Source organism: Paracidovorax cattleyae (genome assembly GCF_900104515.1).
In the GTDB taxonomy this organism is placed as follows: domain Bacteria; phylum Pseudomonadota; class Gammaproteobacteria; order Burkholderiales; family Burkholderiaceae_C; genus Paracidovorax; species Paracidovorax cattleyae.
Genome location: NZ_FNJL01000028.1, coordinates 47115 through 69358 on the forward strand (window position 1 = coordinate 47115; position 22244 = coordinate 69358).

At 70.8% G+C, this 22244-nt stretch carries 16 protein-coding genes; 7 read left to right on the forward strand and 9 right to left on the reverse strand.

The features are described from left to right. Positions 1-7 precede the first annotated feature (7 nt). The 5 genes from BLR05_RS19785 to BLR05_RS19805 all read left to right on the forward strand — a co-directional run bounded on the left by BLR05_RS19785 (position 8) and on the right by BLR05_RS19805 (position 5019). Positions 8-967 (forward strand): tripartite tricarboxylate transporter substrate binding protein, encoded by a 960-nt coding sequence (locus tag BLR05_RS19785; protein ID WP_092837872.1) that lies wholly within the window; start codon positions 8-10, stop codon positions 965-967. 65 nt (positions 968-1032) lie between these two features. Continuing rightward, positions 1033-2007 carry a DUF4434 domain-containing protein gene (locus tag BLR05_RS19790; RefSeq protein ID WP_092837811.1) on the forward strand — a complete coding sequence of 325 codons (975 nt, stop codon included), beginning with the start codon at positions 1033-1035 and terminating at the stop codon, positions 2005-2007. A gap of 93 nt (positions 2008-2100) precedes the next feature. Then, positions 2101-3273 carry an acyl-CoA dehydrogenase family protein gene (locus BLR05_RS19795; protein WP_092837814.1) on the forward strand — a complete coding sequence of 391 codons (1173 nt, stop codon included), beginning with the start codon at positions 2101-2103 and terminating at the stop codon, positions 3271-3273. A gap of 55 nt (positions 3274-3328) precedes the next feature. After that, positions 3329-3562: an acyl carrier protein gene (locus BLR05_RS19800; protein ID WP_092837817.1), complete on the forward strand. Its 234-nt coding sequence runs from the start codon at positions 3329-3331 to the stop codon at positions 3560-3562. 17 nt (positions 3563-3579) lie between these two features. Beyond that, a complete protein-coding gene (locus tag BLR05_RS19805) occupies positions 3580-5019 on the forward strand; it encodes an AMP-binding protein (protein WP_092837820.1) in 1440 nt (479 codons plus the stop codon). Here BLR05_RS19805 and BLR05_RS19810 read toward each other — a convergent pair. From BLR05_RS19810 to wecB, 8 genes are read right to left on the reverse strand one after another with little or no spacing between them, the layout of a single operon-like run. Beyond that, a complete protein-coding gene (locus tag BLR05_RS19810) occupies positions 5009-5698 on the reverse strand; it encodes an alginate O-acetyltransferase AlgF (RefSeq protein WP_092837823.1) in 690 nt (229 codons plus the stop codon). The genes BLR05_RS19805 and BLR05_RS19810 overlap by 11 nt on opposite strands. Positions 5699-5712: 14 nt before the next feature. Then, positions 5713-7290 carry an MBOAT family O-acyltransferase gene (locus tag BLR05_RS19815; RefSeq protein WP_092837826.1) on the reverse strand — a complete coding sequence of 526 codons (1578 nt, stop codon included), beginning with the start codon at positions 7288-7290 and terminating at the stop codon, positions 5713-5715. Between the two features lie 10 nt (positions 7291-7300). Next, positions 7301-8410, reverse strand: a complete 1110-nt coding sequence (locus BLR05_RS19820) for an alginate O-acetyltransferase AlgX-related protein (protein ID WP_092837829.1) — start codon at positions 8408-8410, stop codon at positions 7301-7303. A gap of 3 nt (positions 8411-8413) precedes the next feature. Next, positions 8414-9424: an alginate O-acetyltransferase AlgX-related protein gene (locus BLR05_RS19825; RefSeq protein WP_092837832.1), complete on the reverse strand. Its 1011-nt coding sequence runs from the start codon at positions 9422-9424 to the stop codon at positions 8414-8416. 10 nt (positions 9425-9434) lie between these two features. Further along, positions 9435-12620 carry an NfrA family protein gene (locus BLR05_RS19830; RefSeq protein WP_092837835.1) on the reverse strand — a complete coding sequence of 1062 codons (3186 nt, stop codon included), beginning with the start codon at positions 12618-12620 and terminating at the stop codon, positions 9435-9437. After that, positions 12617-14314 carry a glycosyl transferase family protein gene (locus BLR05_RS19835; protein ID WP_092837837.1) on the reverse strand — a complete coding sequence of 566 codons (1698 nt, stop codon included), beginning with the start codon at positions 14312-14314 and terminating at the stop codon, positions 12617-12619. The genes BLR05_RS19830 and BLR05_RS19835 overlap by 4 nt, the downstream gene beginning before the upstream one ends. Before the next feature lie 28 nt (positions 14315-14342). After that, entirely contained in the window at positions 14343-16550 is a 2208-nt protein-coding gene (locus BLR05_RS19840; RefSeq protein WP_092837840.1) for a hypothetical protein, read from the reverse strand. Positions 16551-16606: 56 nt separating this feature from the next. Continuing rightward, on the reverse strand, positions 16607-17740 hold the full coding sequence (gene wecB / locus BLR05_RS19845) for a non-hydrolyzing UDP-N-acetylglucosamine 2-epimerase (RefSeq protein WP_092837843.1): 1134 nt from the start codon (positions 17738-17740) through the stop codon (positions 16607-16609). Between the two features lie 315 nt (positions 17741-18055). Between wecB and BLR05_RS19850 the strand changes: the two genes are divergently transcribed. After that, a complete protein-coding gene (locus BLR05_RS19850) occupies positions 18056-18814 on the forward strand; it encodes an aldolase (protein WP_092837846.1) in 759 nt (252 codons plus the stop codon). Between the two features lie 46 nt (positions 18815-18860). On the opposite strand, the gene BLR05_RS19855 is transcribed toward BLR05_RS19850, so the two are convergent. Beyond that, positions 18861-19784: a pseudouridine synthase gene (locus BLR05_RS19855; RefSeq protein WP_092837874.1), complete on the reverse strand. Its 924-nt coding sequence runs from the start codon at positions 19782-19784 to the stop codon at positions 18861-18863. Positions 19785-19939: 155 nt separating this feature from the next. Between BLR05_RS19855 and BLR05_RS19860 the strand changes: the two genes are divergently transcribed. Next, positions 19940-22231 carry an AsmA family protein gene (locus BLR05_RS19860; RefSeq protein WP_092837849.1) on the forward strand — a complete coding sequence of 764 codons (2292 nt, stop codon included), beginning with the start codon at positions 19940-19942 and terminating at the stop codon, positions 22229-22231. Positions 22232-22244 lie beyond the last annotated feature (13 nt).

Below are 22244 nucleotides of genomic sequence, written 5' to 3' on the forward strand. Positions count from 1 at the left end.
GAAGAAGATGAAGAAAACAATCTGGCTGGCGGCCGCTTTCGCCGCCCTGGCCCATGGCGCAGTCCGGGCCGCGCCCTATCCGGAGCAGCCCATCACGCTGGTGGTGCCGTTTTCCGCGGGCGGGGGCGCCGACAACGCCGCGCGCATCCTGGCCAAGGGCCTGGGCGAGGTCTCGGGGCAGAGCGTGATCGTGGACAACAAGCCCGGCGCCAGCGGCTCCATCGGCGGCGCGGCCGTGGCGCGGGCCCGGCCCGACGGCTATACGGTGCTGTTCGATGCCTCGTCGTTCGCGATCAACCCGGCGCTGCGCAAGCTGCCGTTCGATCCCGCCAGGGATTTGGTGGCGGTGTCGCAGATCATCAGCGTGCCCAACATCCTCGTGGTGGCGCCCTCCTCTCCCTACAACACGCTGCCGGACTTCCTGGCCGCGGCGCGCGCGAAGCCCGGCAAGCTGACCTATGCCTCCTACGGGCCGGGCAGCCTCGCGCAGATGGCCGTCGAACTGCTGCGGATCGACGCGAAGTTCGATGCCGTGCACGTGCCCTACAAGGGCGGCGCGCCGGCCATCATGGACGTGATGGGCGGGCAGGTCGATGTGTACTTCGCGAACGCGGCCTCCAGCCTGAGCTACGTGAAGAGCGGCAAGCTCAAGGCCCTGGCCGTCTCCTCCGCCGCCCGCATGAAGGAACTGCCCTCGGTGCCCACCGTGCAGGGAGCGGGCATCAAGGGCTACCAGGTGATGGAGTGGAACGGCCTGTTCGTGCCCGCGGGCACGCCGCCGGCGGTGATCGCGCGCCTGCAGGAGCTGTCGCAGAAGGCCCTGGCGCTGCCGGACGTGCGCAGCAGCCTGGACGCACTGGGGCTGGCACCGGTGGGCAGCTCCGCCGCGGAATTCCAGAACTTCGTGAATGCGGAGCGCAAGCGCTGGGACACGGTGGTGAAGACCAACGGCATCACGGCGAACTGAGGCCGGCAGCGCGCCGCACCGGCGCGCGGATATGCTGTCCGGATCTCCCTTCTCCGGAGTCCTGGATGCCCTCTTCCACCCCCATGCCGCCGCTCGGGCGGCGCGCGTGGCTGCTGCTCGCGGCCTCGGCCCTGGCCACCGCCTGCACCACGTCCCCGGACCGCTTCCAGGGCACGTTCCTGCAGCCCTGGAAAAGCTACGAATCCCTGTCGCCCGAGGAATGGCGCCGCCGCCTGCGGGCCACCCGGGCACTGGGCTGCGACGAGATCGTGCTGCAGTGGAGCGCCACGGAGGGCGGTGCGCACCCCTGGGCGCTGCCGGACGCGCTCATCGCGATGCTGTTCGACGAGGCCGGGCGCGAGGGCATGGGGATCCGCGTGGGCCTGCCCTGCGACGAGCGGTGGTGGACGGTGCTCGCGTCGCGCGAGCCCGGCGCGCTGCCAGCCTTCCTCGCGGCCACGCAGGCGCGCTGCCTGCAGTACCTGGCGGCGGCGCCCTGGCCCCGCCAGCAGGGCTTCCGCGGCTGGTACCTGCCCTATGAACTGGACCAGTACAACTGGGCCACCGCAGAGCGCAGGGCACTCCTCGTGCCCTGGCTCCAGGCCATTGCCGCGGAGGCCGGCGGCCACGCACCGCTGGCGGTGTCCACGTTCTTCAGCAAGCTGCAGACGCCGGGCACCCTGACCGCGCTGTGGACGGACATCCTCGACAAGGTGGCGCTGCGGCCCATGCTGCAGGACGGGGTGGGCGTGGCCGGCATGGGCAACTATGCGGGGCTCGAACCGCTGCGCGCGCTGCTGCGCCAGCGCGGCGTGCCGTTCGACCTGATCATCGAGCTGTTCGAGCAACTGCCTCCCGAGCCGGGTACGGGTGATGCCTTCCGCGCGCGCGCCGCCACGGCCGCGCGGGTGCGGGCGCAGATGGAGGTTGCGCGGACGTATGGCGCGGAGCGGGTCATCGCCTTCGCGATCGATCCCTGGATGCTCGGGGACACCCCGGAAGCCCGCCAGCTGTGGCAGGAATGGCAACAGGGCCGTTGAGCTGGCGCAAACAGGGGGGCCGTAGGCCGACGGGCTATTGTCTTATCAATAAAAACTATCGAAAATCGATAGAACACAGAAATTGACAAAGCCATGGGCCCCGCAGACACCACCGCCGATGCCGCACCGGGCGCGCAGGACACCCGCTCTCCGTGCGCCATCGCCGCCCGCCATGCGGACGCCGTGGACCGGGAGGGCCGCCTGCCTGCCGAGGCGCTGGACAGCCTGCGCTCCCGGGAGTGCCTGGGCCTGCTGGTGCCGCGCCGGTACGGCGGGCCGGAATGGACCCTGCGCGCGGTGGCGAATCTCTGCCGCGCACTGTCGCAGTCGTGTGCGTCCACCGGACTGATCTTCGCGATGCACCATTCGCAGGCGGCGGTGGCGATACGGCAGGCCGGCGAAAGTGCCTGGCACCAGGGCCTGCTGGCGCGGATGGCGCGCGAGCAGTACGTGGTGGCCTCCGCCACCACGGAAGGCGCCACGGGAGGCTCCATCCGCACGAGCGCCTGCTTCCTGGACCGCCGGGGCGACGCCCTCCACCTGGACAAGCAGGGCTCGGTCATTTCCTATGCCCGTGCCGCCGACGTGATCCTGGTGTCCGCACGGCGCGCGGAAGACGCCGCCCCTTCCGACCAGCAACTGGTCGCGGTCATGCGCGGGCAGTTCCGCCTGGCGCCCCAGGGCCGCTGGAACCCCATGGGCATGCGCGGCGCCTGCACCGACCGGTTCGATCTCCATGCCCAATGCGGCGCGGAGCAGGTCTTCGACGGCTCCTTCGCGCGGGCGATGTCCGAGTCGATGCTGCCGACCTCCCATATCCTGCTGGGCTCCGTCTGGCTGGGCATCGCGGTGTCGGCGCTGTCGCGCGCCCAGGCCTTCCTGCGCATGCGCAACCGCAGCGGCCAGCCGCCCAACCCCGTCGCCAGCCTGCGGCTGGCCGAGGGCGAGAGCCTCGTGCAGCAGTTCCGTGCCCTGCTGGCGGCCAACGTGGCGCTGTACGAGGATGCGGCGGACCGGGCCACGGCCCACGAGCGGCTGGTGAGCTACAACGCATTGAAGGTGGGTGCGTCCGAGCTGGTCGTGCGCATCACCGACATCGCGCTGCGCATCTGCGGCATCCAGGGCTACATGGACGATGCCGGCGAGTTTTATCTCAGCCGGCACATCCGCGACGCCCACTCCGCGATGGTGATGGTCAACGACGACCGCATTCTCGGCAACATCGCCCCGATCGCGCTGGGCGTGCCGCTCGGGCGCGATGTATGAGTCCGCTGTCGCCTTTCCCTCCCCGCCTCGTCCACCGATACCGCCCTTTTTCACCATGACCCCTTCCGAAATCGAAGCCCAGCTGGCCGACATGATCCAGGCCGCCGTGCTCAAGAAAGTCGCTCCAGATACGCTGCTGCTGGAGTCCGGCCTGCTCGACTCGGTCGCGGCCGTCGATCTCATGCTGGCCATCGAGGGACGCTTCGGCTGCACGGTGCCGATCACCGAGGTGGAGGAGCACCTGCGCTCGCTGCGCACGCTCTCCGCCTACGTTGCCGCCCACTGCTGAACGGGCTGCGAGCCGCCATGCATTTCGATTTCGATTCCGGAGAGTTCCGGGATACCTCCGTGCGGCCCGATGCGCTGGCCGTGATCGCCCACGACCGCAGCCTGAGCTGGCAGGCACTGGCCGCCGAGGCCGCCGCCTGGTGCGGCCAGGCCAGGGCCCTGGGCCTGGCGGCCGGCGCGCCCATCGTGGTCCGAGGCCACAAGGAGGCAGCGTTCATGGTGGCGCTGGCCGGCGCGCCGATGCTGAAGGCCCCGTTCGTGCCGGTCGATGCCGTCTATCCGGCCGAGCGGCTGCGCAGCATCATCGCCACGCTCGACGCCCACCTGATGTTCGACGCCGCCACCGGCCGCTTCGAGGTGCTGCGCCCCGGCCCGGCCCCGGAGCTGGCGGAGAAGGATCTCGGCTACATCATGTTCACCTCGGGCACGACCGGGCAGCCCAAGGGCGTGCAGATCGGGCGCGAGGGGGTGCGGGGCCTGATCGACTGGATGCGGCTGGATTTCGATCTCGGTCCGGCGCCGGTCTTCCTCAACCACACGGTGTTCAGCTTCGACGTGTCGCTCTACGACGTGTTCGGCATGCTGGCGCTGGGGGGCAGCATCCTGATGCTGGACCGCGCGCGCGCGGCCGCGTCGCAGGAGGTGTCGGCGCTCATCGCGCGCCACCGGGCGACGACCTGGGTGTCAACGCCGTCGTTCGCGCAGCAGCAGTTGATCAATCCCGCGTTCTCCCAGACCGCCCTGCCCTCGCTGCGCACTTTCCTGTTCTGCGGGGAGCCCCTGCCGGTGCCGCTGGCGCGCCAGTTGCGCAAGCGCTTTCCCGGCGTGCCGATCCTCAACACCTACGGGCCGACCGAGGCCACCGTGGCCACCACGCTGCTGCGCGTGGACGACGCGCTGCTGGCCACCGATGCGGTGATGCCGATCGGACACGCCAAGCGCGATTCGCTGGTGTTCAGCGACGGCGGCGAGCTCTGCATCGTGGGCCCGCACGTGATGCGGGGCTACATCAACCGGCCGGACCTCAACGCCACCCGCATGTTCGTGCGCGACGGCCAGCGCGGCTTCCGCACGGGCGACCTGGGCACGGAGGCGGACGGCGGCATGCTGTTCTGCCAGGGCCGCATCGACGACCAGATCAAGCTCAACGGATACCGGCTGGAATTGCTGGAGGTGGATGCCGCGCTGGCCACGCTGCCGGGCGTGCGCGCCGGGGCCGCCGTGGCCCTGCGCCGGCCGAACGGCACGGTGGCGCGCCTCGTCGCCTTCGTGGAGACGGGCGACGAGGGGCCCGGCCTGCCGGCGGAGCTGGAAGGCTGGAAGGACCTGCTGGCCGCCCGGCTGCCGCACTACATGCTGCCCACCGAGCTGCTGCCCTGCGCGCGCCTGCCGGTGTCGGTCAACTACAAGATCGACCGCGCGAAGCTCGCGGAGATCTACCAGGCCCTCAACGCCTGACGCTGTCCGTGCGGCTGGGCTGCATGGCGAGCACCGGCCGGGCCGAGGGCCCGGTCAGGAACAGGCTGAGGTGGTCGCCGGCCTGCAGCGGCGGCAGCGCCCGGGCGGCCGTGGCCGCCGCATCGCCGCAGCGGGCCGATAGCTGGGCCTGCACCGGGTTCACCTGCCGCGCGGCCGAGGCGCCCGCGGCCACGTCGCGGAAGACCGGCGTGCCCGCGGGCGACAGCAGCAATTGCGCCGTGCCGCAGCCCTCCACGAGGTTGTAGAAGCGCAGTTCGGCCTTCAGGGCATCCTGCGTGTCCGTGGTGTCGTCGATGGGGGTGACGGCGTATTTGCCGCCCTCGCGGCGCAGCACGAGCGTGCTGAAGCTGCCGGGCCGCACTTCCAGGCTGGCCGCGGGCCGGCCGTCCACCACCACGGAAAACGCCTTGCCGCCGCCCACGATGGCGTAGCTGGTGGCAGGCGTCTCTCCGCCGATGCGCTGCGCCTCTCCCTCGGCCACGCGCACCAGCCGCATGCCGGGCAAGGGGTTGGCCACCCGCACGAAGGCGGCACCGGCCGGCGGGCGCGCGGCATAGAGCTGCGACAGCACGCCTTCCTGGGCGCCGGCACCCGCCGCGGCGAGGCCGAGGGAGCACGCTGCCGCCAGGCGGCGAAGAGAGGGACGGGAAACAGGCATGTACGTATCCGTGGTCAGAACTGGAAGTAGAGGAAGCGCGTTTCCCGGTGCAGGTTGGCCAGGCACAGGAACAGCACGGCCAGGGTGGCTGCGAGCCACGCGGCGTTCGGCCGCCAGCGCATCCATGCCGGCCGGGCCTCCTGCGGTCGCGCGAGCGCGGGCGAGAACTGCCCGAGGATCTGGTGCGAATTGGGCGCCAGCCAGACGATGGCCAGCAGCAGCGCCAGGTACACGACCAGCAGGTGCCTGCCGGCAAGCACGCGCCACGGCAGTGCGCCATCCAGGGTCAGCCCCAGGGCCCCGCCCAGCGGCTCCACGCCCCGCAGGCCGGCCATGCCGCGCAGCAGGTCCAGAGCATCCTGCACATGGGCCGCGCGGAAGAACGCATGCGCCACCATCACGGCCACGAAGGTCAGCAGCACGCAGAAGGCGCGCCACAGCCAGCGGCTCCACGCCCGGGAGGGCACGATGCGCCCGCCCGCCACGATGCGCCAGGCGTGGTTCACGCACAGGTAGCTGCCGTGCAGCAGGCCGTAGATGAAGAACTGCAGGCCCGCACCGTGCCAGACACCGGCCAGGCCCATGGTGTAGAGCGTGGGCACGGCGATCATCATGGCGAAACCACCCGGCGTGCGGCTGCCCGCAGAGCCCACGGCCAGGCCCCGCCGGTTGCGCCACCGCGACAGCTGCATGGCCATGGGGTAGTACAGGTAGGCGGTCAGATAGCGCGTGAGCGTCATGTGCCAGCGCGACCAGTATTCGATGATGCAGGGTGCCTTGAACGGCGAGTTGAAGTTCAGCGGAAAGCGGATGCCGAACATCTTCGCCAGGCCCAGGGCCATGTCCGAATAGCCCGAGAAGTCGAAGTACAGCTGCATGGCATAGGCCAGGCTGGTACCCCAGGCGCCCCAGAACCCCAGTTGCGCAGGCGCGGCGAACCCCGCATCGGCAAAGGGCGCGATAGTGTCGGCCAGCAGCACCTTCTTGGCCAGGCCGATCACGAACAGCGTGCCGCCGATCGACAGGCTCTCCGCCCGGAAGCGATAGCTCTGCGCATCGGCGAACTGCGGCATCATTTCCTTGTGGTGCAGCACCGGCCCCGCGATCAGGTGCGGGAAGAAGGTGACGAACAGCGTGTGGTTGAGCAGGCTGGGCGCCTTCACCAGCCCGGCGCGGCAGTCGAGCAGGTACCCGATCTGGGTGAACGTGAAGAACGAGATCCCGAGTGGCAGCAGGATGTCCTCCACCGGCCCCTGCCCCACGCCCCACTCGCGCAGCAGGCCGAGCAGCGCGGCGAAGTACTTGTAGTGGAACAGCAGCGCCAGGTTGCAGGCGATGCCGAAGGCCACCGTCCACCACTGCATGCGGGGCCGGGGTGCACTGCGCACGATGAGCAGGCTCACCAGGTAGTTGAAGGCGATCGAGGCCGCCAGCAGCACGACGAAGCGCGGGTTCCACCAGCCATAGAACACGAACGACACCACGCAGAGCCACAGGGCCGCCCACCGCAGCCGGACGGCGCCCAGCGCGTAGTAGCCCGCCAGCGCCATGGGCAGGAAGAGGAAGAGGAACAGGTAGGAGTTGAACAGCATGGCGGATCGGTCAGGGCAGCTCGGCCAGCGCCCGCCGTTCCTCGGCGCTCAGCGGCAGCGAGAGCGAGAGTTCGGAGAACTGCCACACCACGAGCCGCACGCCTGCGGGCCAGCGCTCCTGCCGCGCCAGCGCCGAGAGCATCGCGCCGGCGAAGTAGCCACCGTCCTGGCTCTGGTTCCAAACCTCCCGCCCCAGCCGGCGGCCCAGGCGCTCCGCGAAGTCGCTGCGCAAGCCGTTGGAGTCGCCCAGCAGCAGCACCTCGGCCTGCGGGCCTTCGTCCAGCAACCCACCGGCGTGGACCGGCCGCACGCGCTCGGGAACGACACGCTCCACGGGCGGGCGCCAGCTGTCCGGCGCATGCGCCAGGCCGGCCAGCACGATGAGGTCGCCCATGCGCGGCTCCGGCGCCGTGCCCCGCTGTGCTTCGAACACCTGGCCGCCCGGCCCTCCCAGGAGCGGCAGCGCCACCTCGGCCGCGCGGGCCGCCGCGGCTTCTGCACCCTGTGCCGCCATGTGGACGTCCGTGCGGTAGAAGGCCTGGGGCAGGCTGTACAGCACCGGGCGCAGATCCGCGTAGGGAACGCCGCCGGCAGCCAGAGCCTGCTGCCAGGCATCCAGCCGGGCCTGCAGGGGCCGGGATACCTCCAGGCCGCACAGGTGCGCGGATTCGATGCGCGACTTGTCGGGCACGACGGCGACCACGATGCGGATGCCCGCCTGGCCGAGCCGACCCGTCCAGTGGCGCATGAGTTTCAGGCGCTGCGAGAAGGCATCGCCCTGGCCGGGCTGCGGCTGCAGGCCGTCGCGGTAGAACAGCCAGCCGGGACAGCCTTCCCGCACCTGTGGCCCCAGGTCTCCCAGGAGCCGGTAGCGCAGCGCGGCGCTCCACAGGTCGATGCGGTCCTGGCCAGGCAACGTGCCCAGTGCCCGGTTGAGCTGGTTGCCGGCGCGGCCGTCCACCCAGTGGTCCGGCTGCCATTCGGCAGGATCGATCTGCATCCGGGCCAGGCGCGCCGCGCTCCAGGCACAGCCCGCGGCCAGTACCAGGGCCACGGCGATGGCGAACCATCGGTGGCCGGCCCAGCGGTCGCCGTCCGGGGGCGTCTGCGGTGCGTCCATGGCTCAGGCGCCCAGTGCGGACTGGAGCCTGCGGTTCCAGTCCGCGTCGCTGATGAGCGCCGGCCCGTCCCAGAGTCCGCGGGCATCGGGTCCCAGGTGGAAGTTGGGCTCGAACAGCTGCCAGACGAGCACCTGCGGCGGCTGCCTGCGGAAGCCTTCCGATTCCAGGTAGTCCATGAGAACGGACCAGAAGCCCACGTCGCCCGGCTTCCAGTTCACCGAGACGCGCCGGTCGAGCAGGTTCGAGAGTTTCTGGGCGAAGCCGAAGTACGGCTGCACCATGCTGTTGCCCGTCACGTGCACGGGCGCCGGGATGTCGGCCAGCAGGCTGTCGGCCTCCACCGCGCGGCGCACGGTGAAGGTCTCCCGCCCTACGGCCTTGCGCTGCTCCGGCGAAAGAAAGCGGTCCGCCAGGTCGCCGTAGCGGCGCTCATTGGAGAAGCTGCCCAGCGGCAACCCCGTGCCCGGGTCGCCGGCCAGCTTCGGCACCAGGCTGCGGATCAGGTCGGCGGTGGCCTGGGCCGTGGCGTCCGCCGCGGGCTGGGCCCAGTGCTGGTCCGTGCGGTAATAGACCGGCTGGCCCGCCGCGCGCAGCGCGCGCAGGGGCGTTTCATCGTCGAAGGTGGGAATGTCCGCGGCGCGCATTTTCTCGGCGATGCGCGCATACCGGGTGCGCATGTCGGGCGCCAGGGCCATGCCGTCGGGCAGCTTGTCCTCGTAGATCACCATCTTGTCGGGCAGCACGGGCGCCACCAGCAGGATGCCTTTCGCCGCCAGCCTGCGACGCACGTCGGCCACGCGCGCGACCGTGGCATCGATGCCGGCCCAGTCCGGCGTGGCCGCATTGCCCCAGCCTGCGAAAAGGTAGTTGTCCCTGCCCGTCACGGCCAGCGTCGCCGCCTGCTGCTGCGCGGCCGCGGGCAGCGCGAGCGCCAGCGGCCAGGCCAGCAGGGAGCGCCGGCGCAGGGAGCCGCCCGTGGCACATACCGGGAAAGCGGACGGAATCGTCGTCATGGCGAAGGTCTCAGTAGGAATAGGACAGGTTCATGAACACGCCGCGCGCGCGGCTCGCGTCCCCGCCGCCGAGGTTGGCGCGGTACTGCAGGCTCCAGTCGATGTGCGAGCGTTGGGCGGTGTAGCGGTCGCCCGCGAGCCAGTAGCGGAAATTCACGCCGGGGCCGGCCGACACCGACCAGGAGCGGCCATTGCCCGCCAGGTCGAAGGAGCCGAAGCCCGCCACCGGCACGCCGGAGGCGCGGTTGCGGTTGGAATACCAGTCCGCGGCCACGCTGAGGTGCGGGAAGATGACCAGGCGGTCGCTGTAGGGCGTGAGGAAGCTGCGGCCGGCGCGCACCTCCCCGGCGACGAAGCCCTGCCCCCGCTTGAGGCGGCCCTCGCCGGCGGCCAGGACATCGCCCGAGGTGTTGCGCACGGCATAGCGCACGGGCGTGTCCAGCAGGGTGTAGCCCGCCTGCAGGTAGCCTTCCATCGTGAACCAGTCGCTCGCGTCCAGGCGCAGGCCCGTGCCGTCGTAGAAACCGTAGAGCAGGTAGGCCTGCCAGCCGCCGGTGCCCCGGCCTGACTCGTAATTGACGGCGCTGGCCTGGTTGTTCAGCTGGCAGCGCACGTCGTCCGCCGCGGGGTTGAGCGCTCCGCTGCGGGACGCACGGCCCAGCAGGAACTGCCGCTCGATGCCGAACGTCAGGTTGGCAGACGCCGAGGGGGTCAGTCGCGCGCCGATCGCCCCCGTGGTGGACGGCAGGCCCGACACGCCGCGGGTGCGAGTCTCGGCGACATCGATCGTGCCGCCGCAGGGATTGCTCACCACCTGGGCGCCGGTCACGTCCGTGCCGCTGCGCAGCGTATTCGACACCCGGCCATAGACGTCGAAGATGGTGTTGCTCGAATTGAGGAACTGCGGCGGCCTCCAGTACACCTCGGCGGTGGAGAAGAACGAATCGCCGGGCACCGACACCGGCTGCCCGACCAGGGCATTGGATGCCGAGCGGGCGCCGCGGTAGCCCACCGAGGCATTCACGCCCCACTCGCGCGAGAAATTGCCGACGGCGCTGCGCGTGTCGAACCGCTGCTGGGCATCCAGCGGCAGCTTGCCGGCGTCCGCGTCGTCGATGGCCTGCCGCAGCATGGCGGCAGCCGCGGGCCGGTTGCCGGTCGCCGCGGTGGCGTAGGCCTCGTCCAGCACGTTGGTGGCCGGGGCCTCGCCGGTGCTGCGCGCGGCCACGAAATCCTGCAGCGACAGTTGCGGCCGGTCTTCGGCGAGGTACAGGTACGCGCGCTGCCGCAGCAGCGTGGCGTCCGCCGGTGTGGCCTGCAGGGCGGTGTCCAGGCGCTGCAGCGCCTCCTGGCGCTCTGCGCGGTCGCCCGCGGCCAGAGCGATGGTCAGCAGGTTCCGGTTGGCGGTGTTGGCCGGCTGTTCGGATACGGCCCTGCGCGCGAGCGCGATGGCGTCCGCATAGCGTTTCTGCCCGTAGGCCGCATAGGCGCGCGCGGCGGGATTGTCGGTACCGGGCGCGTCCCAGGGCTGCAGTTCGCAGGTGGTGCCGTAAGGCGTTTCGCGGCACATCTGCAGCGGCGCATAGGCCGTGACGTCGCCCGTCACGGCCGATCGGCCCCACCGCGTGGCCTCCGCGGCACGTGCGCGCCGGGCGGCCGCCTGCGCATCGTCCGCGGGCAGCGGGTCGAGCAGCGCGAGCGCCTGCGCGGGCTGCCCCGCGGCCAGGGCCAGGTCCGCGCCGATCAGCCGCGTATCGCGGCGCTGCGCATCGTCGATCCAGTCGTGGCCCAGCACCGCCTGGATGTCTTCCCGGGCGGCATCGGAGCGCCCCAGCTGCTGGCGCAGGTAGGCCCGCAGCAGCTGCACGGCGGTGTTCTCCTCGTCCACCTGCAGCGCTGCCGAGGCGGCCTGCTCCGCGCCCGCGATGTCCTGCGTGCTCTGCAGGATGCCGATGAGCAGCATCTGGTGGCTGGGCACGTCCGGGGCCAGCCGGACGGCCTCGCGGGCGCCGGGTACGCCCTCGAGCGGCTTGTTCCGGGCGATGGCGTCGTAGGCCTGCTGCGCGTACCGGTTGGCGATGGCCTGCCGCGCGAGCCGCACGCGGGCCTCGATGTCGTTGCGGTTCGGCGCGCCCAACGCCAGGGCTTCACCCCCCGCGCGGATGGCGTCCTCGTAGCGCTGTCCGTCCTGCAGCGCATCCAGCCACAGCAAAACCCAGGGGCCCTGGCTCGGGTCCAGCCGCACGGTCTCCTCGGCAGTGCGTGCCGCCTGCGCGTAATCGCCCCGGTTGTATTGCTCGTAGGCCCGCGTGGCCACGGGAAACCCGAGGCGGTAGGCCTCGGTGGTGGCCGCGCCCTGTGCGGCGGGCTGCGGCCGCAGGTTGGCCACGGCCGCTTCCAGTTCGGGACTGGATGCCCCCCGCGCCACCGCCTGCTCCGCGGCGCGCAGCGCATCCTTGTTGCGGCCCAGCTTCTGCAGCGCATAGACCTGCAGCAACTGCAGCCGGGCGACGTCGGGCCGCAGCCGCAGCGCCGCCTCGGCCCGCTGCAGCGCGCGCTCGTAGCGCCCACGCGCATAGGCCCGGTAACCTTCGTTGGCCAGGCGCCACGCCCGGCCGCGCAGCACGGGGCCGCGGGCGGCCTTGCGCTTGCGCAGCGCGGGGCGCGGCTCTGCCGGGGTACCTGCATCGGCGTGCACCGGGGACGCGCGCTCGGCCCTCCCCTCCGCGCGCCGGGCGGGCCGCTCCGTCTCTGCGGGCAGGAACACCGGAGGCGGCCGGTTCGACACGGCATAGAGGCGGGCCGGCCACCACGGCAGCGGCGGCGGCATGTCCACGACGATGTCGGCCTTGCCCGGGCGCGGGGTATCTGCATCCGCCTCGCGGTCCACCGGCCCGCGCCCGGCGCCCGGATCGCCGTGCAGCGCCAGTTCCAGCCGCATGCGCCGCGCCATGGCGTCGCGCGGATCCAGCAGCGTGTGGGCGGCGTGGACCACCGGTTCCGGCGGCAGGTCGGGCAGGCGGGAGGGGCGCGGCAGGCTGAGGCTGTAGCTCATGGCAAGCCGCAGCGGCGGATCGTCCTGGCTGCCCTCCATCTTCGCGGCATGCTGCAGGCCGGCCGTGGCCATGGCGGGTGCAACGGGCCACAGGGCGGCCAGGGAAACCGCCAGGATCGTGCGATGGCTCAGTCGGTTCATGCGGGTCGGGCCTGCAGGGAGGCGTGGGATAACTCTGCGGCATGGGCCGCCTCTTCGCGCTGGAAGGAGATCGCCTCTTCCAGCGTGCCCTCGTCGAGCCAGCCGTTCTCCAGCAGGATGGTGCCCAGCGGCCGGCCCGAAGCGCTCTGCAGCTGCAGCGCCTCGTCGAGGTGTGCCTCGTCGATCGCGCGCCAGGACAGCAGCACCTCGCCCAGGCGCCTGCGGCGCTGCACCAGTTGGTCCGCCGAGGGGAAGTCGTGCATCGTCTTGTCCCAGACCAGCCGGGTGCCGAACAGCTTGTTGGACAAGAAGAGCCGCCAGGCACGCGCCGCCGCCATGGCGTTGATGCAGTTGCCCACGATCATGCGCGGCATCGACAGCAGGCCGTGCTCCCAGCCGTACATGCTGGTCACGAAATAGGCGCGCTGCACCACCCGCAGGAGCAACGCGAAGGCATTGAGGCCCATCACCGTCATCAGCCATCCACCGGGCGAGAACACCGAGGGGTAATAGACCGTCCACCACCCCATCGCGTCGGCGATGAAGAACAGCAGGAAATTGAACATCAGCAGGTAGCCCAGCATGGCCATGAAGGACGTGACCAGCCCCTTGCGGTCGCGGAACAGCAGGTACTTGGTCGCCAGCGATCCGCTCCAGCCCACCTGCTCCCAGCCCTGCAGGCCGATGCCCAGCGTCCAGCGCGCCTTCTGCCGGTAGGCGGTGCGGAAGGTGTCCGGGAAGAATTCGCGCACGCCCAGGGGCATCTGGATGGTGCCGGTCTTCTCGCGCCCGAGGCCGAAAAAGGCCACGCGGCGCGTGACGTAATCGACGTCGAACTTGCCGAAGATCTGCTTCATCCCCATGCGGCTCAGGCGCGTGCCGATGTCGTAGTCCTCGGTCAGGCTGTCCACGTTGAAGGGCTGGTTGTCCATGGCGCGCGCCAGCTCGTGCAGCGCGCGGTGCGAGAAACACGTGCCCACCCCGGCGGACGGCACCATGCTCGACATGCTCTCGCGAACCACGAGGTCCTTGCTGTGCCACTCCGCGAATTCGTCCATGTAGGTGCCGGCGACGATTTCGAACCAGCTGCGCTCCAGCGAGGTGACCGGCAGCTGGATGAAATCCATGCGCGGCAGCAGGTAGTTGTAGTACCTGAGCTCCAGCGGGTGGAGCACGTCCTCGCTGTCGTGCAGCACCACGCCGGCGAAGGGCTGCGGCATGTGCTGTTCATGCCGGAAGAGCGCCTGCACGATCCAGTTGAGGCAGTCCGCCTTGCAGGTCGGCCCGTCGTGCGGCACCTCCACGCGCACCAGCTGGCGGTAGCGGCGGCGCATGCGCTCCACCTCCGCGATGGTGCGGGCATCGTTGCGGTAGGTGCCGACGAAGATCGTGTAGTCCTTGTATTCCAGCGTGGACACCATGTTGCTCAGCATGGGCGCGATCACGTCGTACTCCAGCCATGCGGGCACCATGATGGCCATCGGCTGCTCGGGCCGGTCGCGCAGCTCCTGCGCCGTCAGGCGCTTGTACCGGCGCCGCACCATCACGCTGCGGTAGGCCTGCCGCGTCCAGTACCACACGTCGATGAACAGGTCATCGATGCTCGACAGCAGGATGACCACGCTCACGACCGCCGTGAGGATCTCCAGGCAGCGGTAGTAGTCCGCGAAGAAGTAAGGCCAGTACAGCGACATGCCGGCTCGGTCCGTGCAGCGGGCGGCCTCAGGACGACCTGCGCTGTTCCGCGCGGCGGCGGGCGCGGTAGGCGGCCACGAGCACCAGCAGCAGCACCAGCAGAAGGATGCTCAGCAGCGGCACGCCCCAGGACAGGTAGCGGCGCCATTCGTAGAAGGCGCTCTCCCCCGCGCCCGGAGGCAGGCTGGCCGACGGATTGCTGCTGTCCACCCAGCTCACCGGGCCTTCCGCACCGATGAGCGCGATATCGCCACGATTGAGGACGAAAGGTTTCTGCACTGCCAGCGTCTGCTCGCCCAGCGGCTGCCAGACCAGGCCGTGCTGCCCGTTCGAGCGGCTGACCTCCACCGCGCTCAGGCGGGCCAGCCCGTCCACGTCCAGCCAGGGCGCATTCCGCCCATTGATGCGCAAGTGCGCGTCCTGGATCTGCACTTTGGGCTCCGTGCCCTGCACCGGCACCTGCAGCGCGAGGAATGGCCGGCCGGGCGCGAAGGGCTTGCCCTGCTCCACCACCGCGAACTCCGCGCGCACCGGCGTCACGCCCGCCGCGACGGCGATGCGGATGAGGCGCGCCAGGGATTGCGGAGCATCCGCCAGGTACGAGGCCGGCACGGCGACCACGGGGGTGCCCGACATCAGGGGCAGCAGTCCGACGAAGGTGCCATCGGGCTCGGAGTCGCCGGCGCGCACGTAGCTCGTGGGCAGCACGTTGACCGGGAAGCCCTGCGGGGTCTCGTTGCAATCGTTGGAATACGGCTGGCGCTGGACGGACACGCGCACCACGTTGCTCAGGCCCAGGGCATAGCCCGGCACGCGCGCATCGAGCCGTTCGGGGCGGCCGTCGGCCTCCAGGCGCCTGGCCGAGAGCAGCACGTTGTTCCAGAACACCGAGGCCACCGGCCGGGTGGACGAGGCCCCCGGCGCCGCGGCGATGTCGATCACCAGATCGGACGGCATGCGCCCGTTCACGGCGACGGCCGCGAGCGGCAGCGAGGCCGTCCAGTCGCCGCGGGACACCACGTCGAAGCTGGCGTCGCTGCCGAAACCGGCAAGGCGGATGACGGTGCGGTCCTCGGACTCCGGGGCATCGGCCCGCGCCACCGTGGCCTGGCGTGTCACCAGGATGTTGCGCCAGACCTCCGCGAAGATGCCGGCCGCCTGGGCGCCCGCGTCCTCGGCCACGGCGATCACCGGGCGCGCGCCCAGCGTCGCCAGCCGGACCTGGTGGGACGCCAGCCCGCCGGGGGCCGCCACGGTCTGCAGGTTGCGCCAGGCCGTGAAGGCGCGCGCGCCGTCGGCGTCGCCGGCCAGCTGCGCGCCCAGTGCGTCCAGCGCCTTGCCGATCTGCTGCTGCAGTGCGCCGTCCGCCACCGCGATGTCGCCGGTGGCGGACACCGCGCCCAGCACGACCAGGGCGCCGATCTCGGCATCGTCCCTGAGCACATGGCGGGCATTGCCCGCAGCCAGCCCCGCGAACGCGGGCAGGGACGCGAGCCCGGAAGGCACCTGCCAGCCGGTGGTGTCCACCGTGTCGCCCACCACGGGGAAGGCCTTCACCACCACGCGTCGGTTGGCCTGCTCCAGCGCCGTGCCGATGCGCCACGCGGTGTCGTAGGACGCCCTGGAGAGGTTGCGCGAGGCCACCAGCAGCGTGGGCCGCGGGGGCAGCGTTACCCAGGCATCCGCCAGGCTGGTGAGCGCTCCGCTGCTGAAACGGTAATTGAATCGCGTCTCCGCCGCGACCGACAGCACGTTGCCCGTGGCCCGCTCCACCTCGCAGATGCGGCGCGCCACGTTGTTGAGCCAGTTCACCCCCAGGCGCAGGAATCCGTTGGTGCGCACGCTGGTGTCCACCTTGAGCATCTGGCTGGCGTCGCCTTCGGGCGATTCGATGCGCCGCGAGAAGACCGGCCGCCCGTTCACGGACAGCAGCATCGACGTGCGGCCCTCTTCCGCCTTGTAGTAGCGGCCATTGAAATCGATGCTCGCCTCCGCGAGCGGCAGAGTGCGCGGCACGGGCAGGAAGAACTCCTGCCTGGCGTCGAACCCGTTGAGCAGCACCGCATCGGTGAACCCCAGGTCGGACAGCGCGAAGCTGCGGGTGACCCAGGTATCGCCCTGCAGTCGCTGCAGCGCATCGCCCGCGGGGCTCGCCATCGCGAGAAGCGGGACACTCAGACCCATCATGCAGATCAGTCTGGAAGCGCGCGGCAGGCGCAGGAGGCTGGGGACCATGGAAATGCTCCGGGGTGACACGGGAAGGGAAAGGTGAAGGGGCTGCGCAGCCCGGCTCAGGGCGCGAACTCGTCGAACGGGCGCCCGCACAGCGCATCGACGATGCGGCGGCATGCCTGCCCGTCGCCGTAGGGATTGCTGCGCCAGCCGAACTCCGCGTGGAACGCCGCGTCGTCCAGAAGCCGATGGGCTTCCTGCAGGATGCGCTCGCGCGATGTGCCCACCAGGCGCACCGTTCCTGCGGCCACGGCTTCGGGGCGCTCGGTGACGTCGCGCATCACCAGCACGGGCTTGCCCAGGTAGGGTGCCTCTTCCTGCACCCCGCCCGAGTCGGTCAGGATCAGGTGGGCGCGGCGCATGAACCAGACGAAATCCAGGTAATCGAGCGGCGGGATCAGGTGGACGGAGGGCAGTCCGGAGAGCGTCTCCGTCACCACGTCGCGGACGTTCGGGTTCAGGTGCACGGGATAGACGATCTGCACGTCGCTGCGGACCGCGAGTTCCGCCAGCGCGGCGCAGATGCTGCGGAATCCGCTGCCGAAGTTCTCCCGGCGGTGCCCGGTGACCAGCACCAGCCTGCGGCCTGCGTCGAGCCAGCCGTAGCGGCCGGCCACGGCAGCGTCGATGCCGGGGTCGGCATCGAAACGCGCGACGGTGGCGGCCAGCGCGTCGATCACCGTGTTGCCGGTGACCCATGTGCGGCCGGGTACATGCTCGCGTACCAGCGCATCGCGGGCGATGGGCGTCGGAGCGAACAGCCAGGTGGCCATGGAGTCCACCACGCGCCGGTTCATCTCTTCCGGGAAAGGCGACTGCAGGTCGCCGCTGCGCAGTCCCGCCTCCACATGGCCGATCGGAATGCGACGGTGGAACGCCGCCATGGCGCAGGCCGCCGCGGTGGTGGTATCGCCATGGACCAGCACGCAGTCGGGACGCACCGAGGCGAGCACGCCGTCCACGCTGCCCACGAGCCGTGCGAACAATCCATTGAGGCCCTGGTCCGGGCGCATCACGTCGAGATCGTGGTCCGCCTGCAGATCGAACAGCGACATGACCTGGGCCAGCATTTCCCGGTGCTGTCCCGTGACGCAGACCGTGCTCTGCAGCCGGGCTTCCTGGCGCAGTGCTGCCACCAGGGGGGCCATCTTGATGGCCTCGGGCCGGGTTCCGAAAATCGACAGGACGTGCATTCGAGGTGTCAGCAGGTATGCGGGCACAGGCGACTCCGCGGCTTTCGCGGCGGCGCCCGCACAGGCAGGAAACTGGAGGCAAGGCGCGTGGTGCGCCCCGGGCGGGACCGATCTGCGTCGTCTGACCCTCGATGCGTCGATGTTAGCAAATGTCTCCAGGGGTCAAACGGATTTTCAATAGATTTAATGTTGTCGATAGTCAAAATTGTTGGCCAGGCGCGACTGTGCACGGTCAACGCCCAACGCGGGTAAATTGGCTGCCGGTCCCCTCCCCTCTTCCCACCCACCGCTGCGCCTGCCCGCGCGCCGCCGCCCATGCCCTCCACGACAGCATCCGCATCCGACTTCCATTCCCCCGGCGTGCTCCGCCTCCGCCAGGATCTTGCGCTGGCCCTGCGCGCCGCGGCCCGCCATGGCCTCGGCGAAGGCGTCTGCAACCACTTCAGCGTGGAGCTGCCAGACGGCTCGGGCCGCTTCCTGCTCAACCCGCGAGGCCTGATGTGGAGCGAGGTGTTCGAGAACGATATCGTGCTCGTGGACGCGCAAGGCGCGGTCCTCGCCGGGCGGCATGCGGTCGAACCGACGGCGATGTTCATCCACGCGGCCCTGCACCAGGCAGGCCGGCATGCCTGCGTGCTGCACACGCACATGCCCTTCGCCACGGCCCTGACCCTGACCGGCTGCGGGGGCCTGGACACCGCGCTGTCGCAGAACGCGATGCGCTTCCATGGCCGCGTGGCGATCGACCGGCAGTACAACGGGCTGGCCCTGGATGACTCCGAGGGCCGGCGCATCGCGGCGGCCATGGGCGGCTGCGACGTCGGCTTCCTGGGCAACCACGGCGTGGTGGTGTGCGGCGCGCGCATCGACCATGCCTACGACGACCTCTACTACCTGGAGCGGGCCTGCCAGGCCGAGGTGCTCGCCCGCTCCACGGGCAGCCCGCTGCGCCCGGTCGACCCGTCGATGGCCGCCGAGGTGGCGCGGCAGACGCTGGGCGAGCGGCTGCAGTCGGAGCTTTTCTTCGAGGCGCTGCGGCGGACGCTGCCGGCATCGCTCGCTTCGGGGGCCTGACGCGGGGCCGGACCCCGGGCTCCAGGCAGCCTGCCGGCGAGGTGGCTCAGCCGCTGCCCGCCACCGGCCATTCCAGTTGCCGGCCGCTCTCGAACCGGCGCTCCCGGCCCGTGACCGGATCGGTGAAGGCGATCGCCCGCGCCAGCAGTTGCAGCGGCCGCGAGAAATCGCCCTCCGGCGGATCGTTCACCTCCGGATAGAAGGCGTCGCCCCGCAGCGGCAGGCCCAGGGCCGCCATGTGGACCCGCAGCTGGTGGCGCCGCCCGGTCACCGGGGACAGGCGGTAGCGGGCCCAGGCGCCGTCCACGTCCAGCACCTCCATGCGGGTGAGGCTGTTGGCCTCGCCCGGCACCTCGTGCATGCGGAAGAATTGCGGGCTTTCCTCGATCCGGCTGGCCCGCTCCCGGGGAAAGGCCACGTCGGCACGCCAGGGAGCGACGGCATCGTAGGTCTTGTCCACCGCCCGGTCGCGGAACAGTGCCTGGTAGCGGCCCCGCGTGGCGCGCTGCACCGAGAAAAGCACCAGGCCTGCCGTATCGCGGTCGATCCGGTGCACGGGCGAGAGATCGTCCAGGCCCAGGCGGCGCTTGAGCCGCACCAGCAGCGTGTGCTGCAGGTAGCGCCCGGTGGGCACGACGGGCAAAAAGTGCGGCTTGTCGGCCACCACCAGGTGCTCGTCCTGGTAGAGCACCGCTTCCTCGAACGGGATGGAGGCCTCCCGCGCCAGTTCCCGGTAGTAATAGATCCGCAGACCCGGGACGAACGGGCGGCCGGGGGTGACCGGGTGCCCATGCTCGTCCATCACCTCGCCGCGCTCCATGCGCCGCAGCCATTCCGCCCGGCCGACCACGGGCAGCCGCCCGGCCAGGAAGTCGATCAGCAGGCCGCCGCCCTGGCTGGGCGTGACCACGCAACTGGGGCTGACGCCCTCGCGCACCGGCAGGACGCGTGGATCGTGGGAGTTGTGCATGGGCGCGCATTCTAGGCAGGGGCGGCTTTCCACCATCGCCTTGTAGGACGGGGGCGCGTGGCACATGGGATGCCTGCTGTCGCCGGGGCGGCCCGGCGCACACTAGGATCGGACGCAGGCTTTCATCGTCCCGATCCACGCTCCGCTGCCATCCCATGCGCTCCATCATCCTGCAACCACACCACCGTTCCCGGGCAGCACGCCGGCAGCACGGGCGCGCCCTGAACTGGCTCCTGGGCCTGCTGGGCGCCCTGGTCGCCGTGGCACTGATCGCCCTCGCCATCCTGCTCACCTTCGACTGGAACCGCGCCCGCCCCTGGATCAACGAGCGCGTGAGCGCGGCGACCGGGCGGCATTTCGCGATCGAGGGCGACCTCTCGGCCCGCTGGCACTGGCCGCAGCCGGCCGACATGGAAACCGGCTGGCGGCGCTGGGTGCCGGGCCTCACGGTGCAGGCCGAGCGCATGGTGCTGGGCAACCGGGCGGACTTCGGGCGCTACGGCGCGGTGGGCATGGAGGCGGACAATGCCGACGCCCGGGTGGTGGAACGCCGCGCTTCCGCGGCGTCTGCGACCGCTTCGGCCTCCGGGTTGCCGGCCTCGCTCGCATCGGCGCCGGCGTCGACAGCCAGCGTTCCCGAGGCCGCCCGGGCTGCTGAATCCGGGCCTGTGCCTCCTTCCATGGCCACGGTGGGCCGCGCCACGGCGTCCCTGAAGCTGCTGCCCCTGCTGGTGCGGCACGTGTCCATCGGCACACTGGCGATCCAGGCACCCGACGTGGCGCTCGCTCGGCGTGCCGACGGCAGCAACAACTGGACGTTCGACCGCCCGGCTCCCGACGGCGAGGCCCGCCCCAATCCCTGGACGGTGAACGTGGCCCGGCTGGTGGTCAACGATGGCCGGCTGGCGCTCTCGGATGCGCAGAAGGACTTGGCCTTCGTCGCGCACCTGGCCACCGAAAACCAGCCCGGCCCCTACGGCGTGCGCTTCGACGTACGCGGGCGCTATGCCAAGGCGCGCATCGAAGGCAGCGGCCAGGCAGGCAATGTGCTGTCGCTGCGGCAGCAGGACGTGCAATACCCCCTGCAGTTCAAGGCACGGGCCGGCACGGTGCGCGCCGAGGTGGAGGGCACGCTGGCCAATCCGCTGGCGCTCGCCGGCATGGACCTGCAGGTGCTGCTGCAGGCCGAAAGCATGGCCGACCTGTATCCGCTCACCGGCCTCGTGCTTCCGAACACGCCGCCCTTCCGCACCAAGGGCCACCTGGTCGGCAGCCTGGAGCCGGGCCACGCGGTGTGGGACTACCGGGACTTCACCGGCACGGTGGGGCAGAGCGACCTGCGCGGCCAGCTCACCTACACCTCCGGCCAGCCGCGCCCGCGCCTGGCGGGCGAGATGGCGTCGCGGCAATTGCGGCTGGCCGACCTGGGGCCCGTGGTCGGAGCGCCGTCCGGCGAGCGGCCGCAGGAGAAAGGCACGTCGAAGCGCGCGGGCAAAGTGCTGCCCGATGCCGCCTTCGCCACCGACCGATGGAACGCCATGGACCTGGATCTGAAGTTCAAGGGCGAGCGCATCGTGCGCGACGAGAGCCTGCCCATCGAGAACCTGGACGTGCATGCCCGCATGGACAACGCGCAGCTCACGCTCTCGCCCCTGCGGTTCGGCGTGGCACAGGGCAAGATCGATTCCAACGTGGTCCTCGACGGCCGCGAGCCGCCGCTCAAGGCCCAGTTGCGCGGCAGCGTGGACGGGCTGCGCCTGTCGGCCCTCTTCCCCAAGGTCGAGCTGATGGAAAAGAGCTTTGGCCGGCTCGACGGCGCCATGGCGGTGAACGGCACGGGCAACTCGATCGCGAAGATGCTGGGCACCAGCAACGGCGAGGCGCGCGTCTATATCCGCGACGGCCGCTTCAGCAAGCAGATGCTCGACCTGGCGGCACTCAACGTGGGTAGCGTCGTGGTGGCCAAGCTGTTCGGCGAGAACAAGGAGGTGCAACTGCGCTGCGCCGTGGCGGATTTCGGCATCAAGGACGGTATCGCGCAGACCCGCTCGGTGAAGCTCAACACCGAAGAGGCCGTGGTCGAGGCCATGGGCACGCTCGACCTGGGCCGCGAATACATGGACATCTACATCAAGCCCGAGTCCCTGAAGTGGAAGTTCTTCTCGCTGCGCACACCGCTCTACGTGCGCGGCAATTTCGCGGACCCGAAGGTCGGCGTGGAAGCCGGGCCGCTGCTGCTGCGCGCGGGCGCCGCCGTTGCCGCAGTGGCCGTGGCCCCGGTGGCGCTGGCTCTGGTGCCGGTCACCGTGCCGGCCGCGGAGGACGACGAGAACTGCGCCACCCTGCTCGCCCATGCCGACCGCAACGTGCAGGCCGGCAAGGCCGGGGCAGCCCCCAGTCCGGCGGCATCGGCCCCTGCCCGGCCCGCAGCATCGGCCGCGCGCTGAAGGCCGGCGGGTT

Excerpts from the sequence above, each read along its gene's own strand:
- BLR05_RS19815 (WP_092837826.1), bottom strand. The coding sequence starts at position 7,290 with ATGCTGTTCAACTCCTACCTGTTCCTCTTCCTCTTCCTGCCCATGGCG.
- BLR05_RS19855 (WP_092837874.1), bottom strand. The coding sequence starts at position 19,784 with ATGCACAACTCCCACGATCCACGCGTCCTGCCGGTGCGCGAGGGCGTC.
- BLR05_RS19835 (WP_092837837.1), bottom strand. The coding sequence starts at position 14,314 with ATGTCGCTGTACTGGCCTTACTTCTTCGCGGACTACTACCGCTGCCTG.
- wecB (WP_092837843.1), bottom strand. The coding sequence starts at position 17,740 with ATGCACGTCCTGTCGATTTTCGGAACCCGGCCCGAGGCCATCAAGATG.
- BLR05_RS19800 (WP_092837817.1), top strand. The coding sequence starts at position 3,329 with ATGACCCCTTCCGAAATCGAAGCCCAGCTGGCCGACATGATCCAGGCC.
- BLR05_RS19805 (WP_092837820.1), top strand. The coding sequence starts at position 3,580 with ATGCATTTCGATTTCGATTCCGGAGAGTTCCGGGATACCTCCGTGCGG.
- BLR05_RS19810 (WP_092837823.1), bottom strand. The coding sequence starts at position 5,698 with ATGCCTGTTTCCCGTCCCTCTCTTCGCCGCCTGGCGGCAGCGTGCTCC.
- BLR05_RS19850 (WP_092837846.1), top strand. The coding sequence starts at position 18,056 with ATGCCCTCCACGACAGCATCCGCATCCGACTTCCATTCCCCCGGCGTG.
- BLR05_RS19860 (WP_092837849.1), top strand. The coding sequence starts at position 19,940 with ATGCGCTCCATCATCCTGCAACCACACCACCGTTCCCGGGCAGCACGC.
- BLR05_RS19795 (WP_092837814.1), top strand. The coding sequence starts at position 2,101 with ATGGGCCCCGCAGACACCACCGCCGATGCCGCACCGGGCGCGCAGGAC.
- BLR05_RS19785 (WP_092837872.1), top strand. The coding sequence starts at position 8 with ATGAAGAAAACAATCTGGCTGGCGGCCGCTTTCGCCGCCCTGGCCCAT.
- BLR05_RS19830 (WP_092837835.1), bottom strand. The coding sequence starts at position 12,620 with ATGAACCGACTGAGCCATCGCACGATCCTGGCGGTTTCCCTGGCCGCC.
- BLR05_RS19820 (WP_092837829.1), bottom strand. The coding sequence starts at position 8,410 with ATGGACGCACCGCAGACGCCCCCGGACGGCGACCGCTGGGCCGGCCAC.
- BLR05_RS19790 (WP_092837811.1), top strand. The coding sequence starts at position 1,033 with ATGCCCTCTTCCACCCCCATGCCGCCGCTCGGGCGGCGCGCGTGGCTG.
- BLR05_RS19840 (WP_092837840.1), bottom strand. The coding sequence starts at position 16,550 with ATGGTCCCCAGCCTCCTGCGCCTGCCGCGCGCTTCCAGACTGATCTGC.
- BLR05_RS19825 (WP_092837832.1), bottom strand. The coding sequence starts at position 9,424 with ATGACGACGATTCCGTCCGCTTTCCCGGTATGTGCCACGGGCGGCTCC.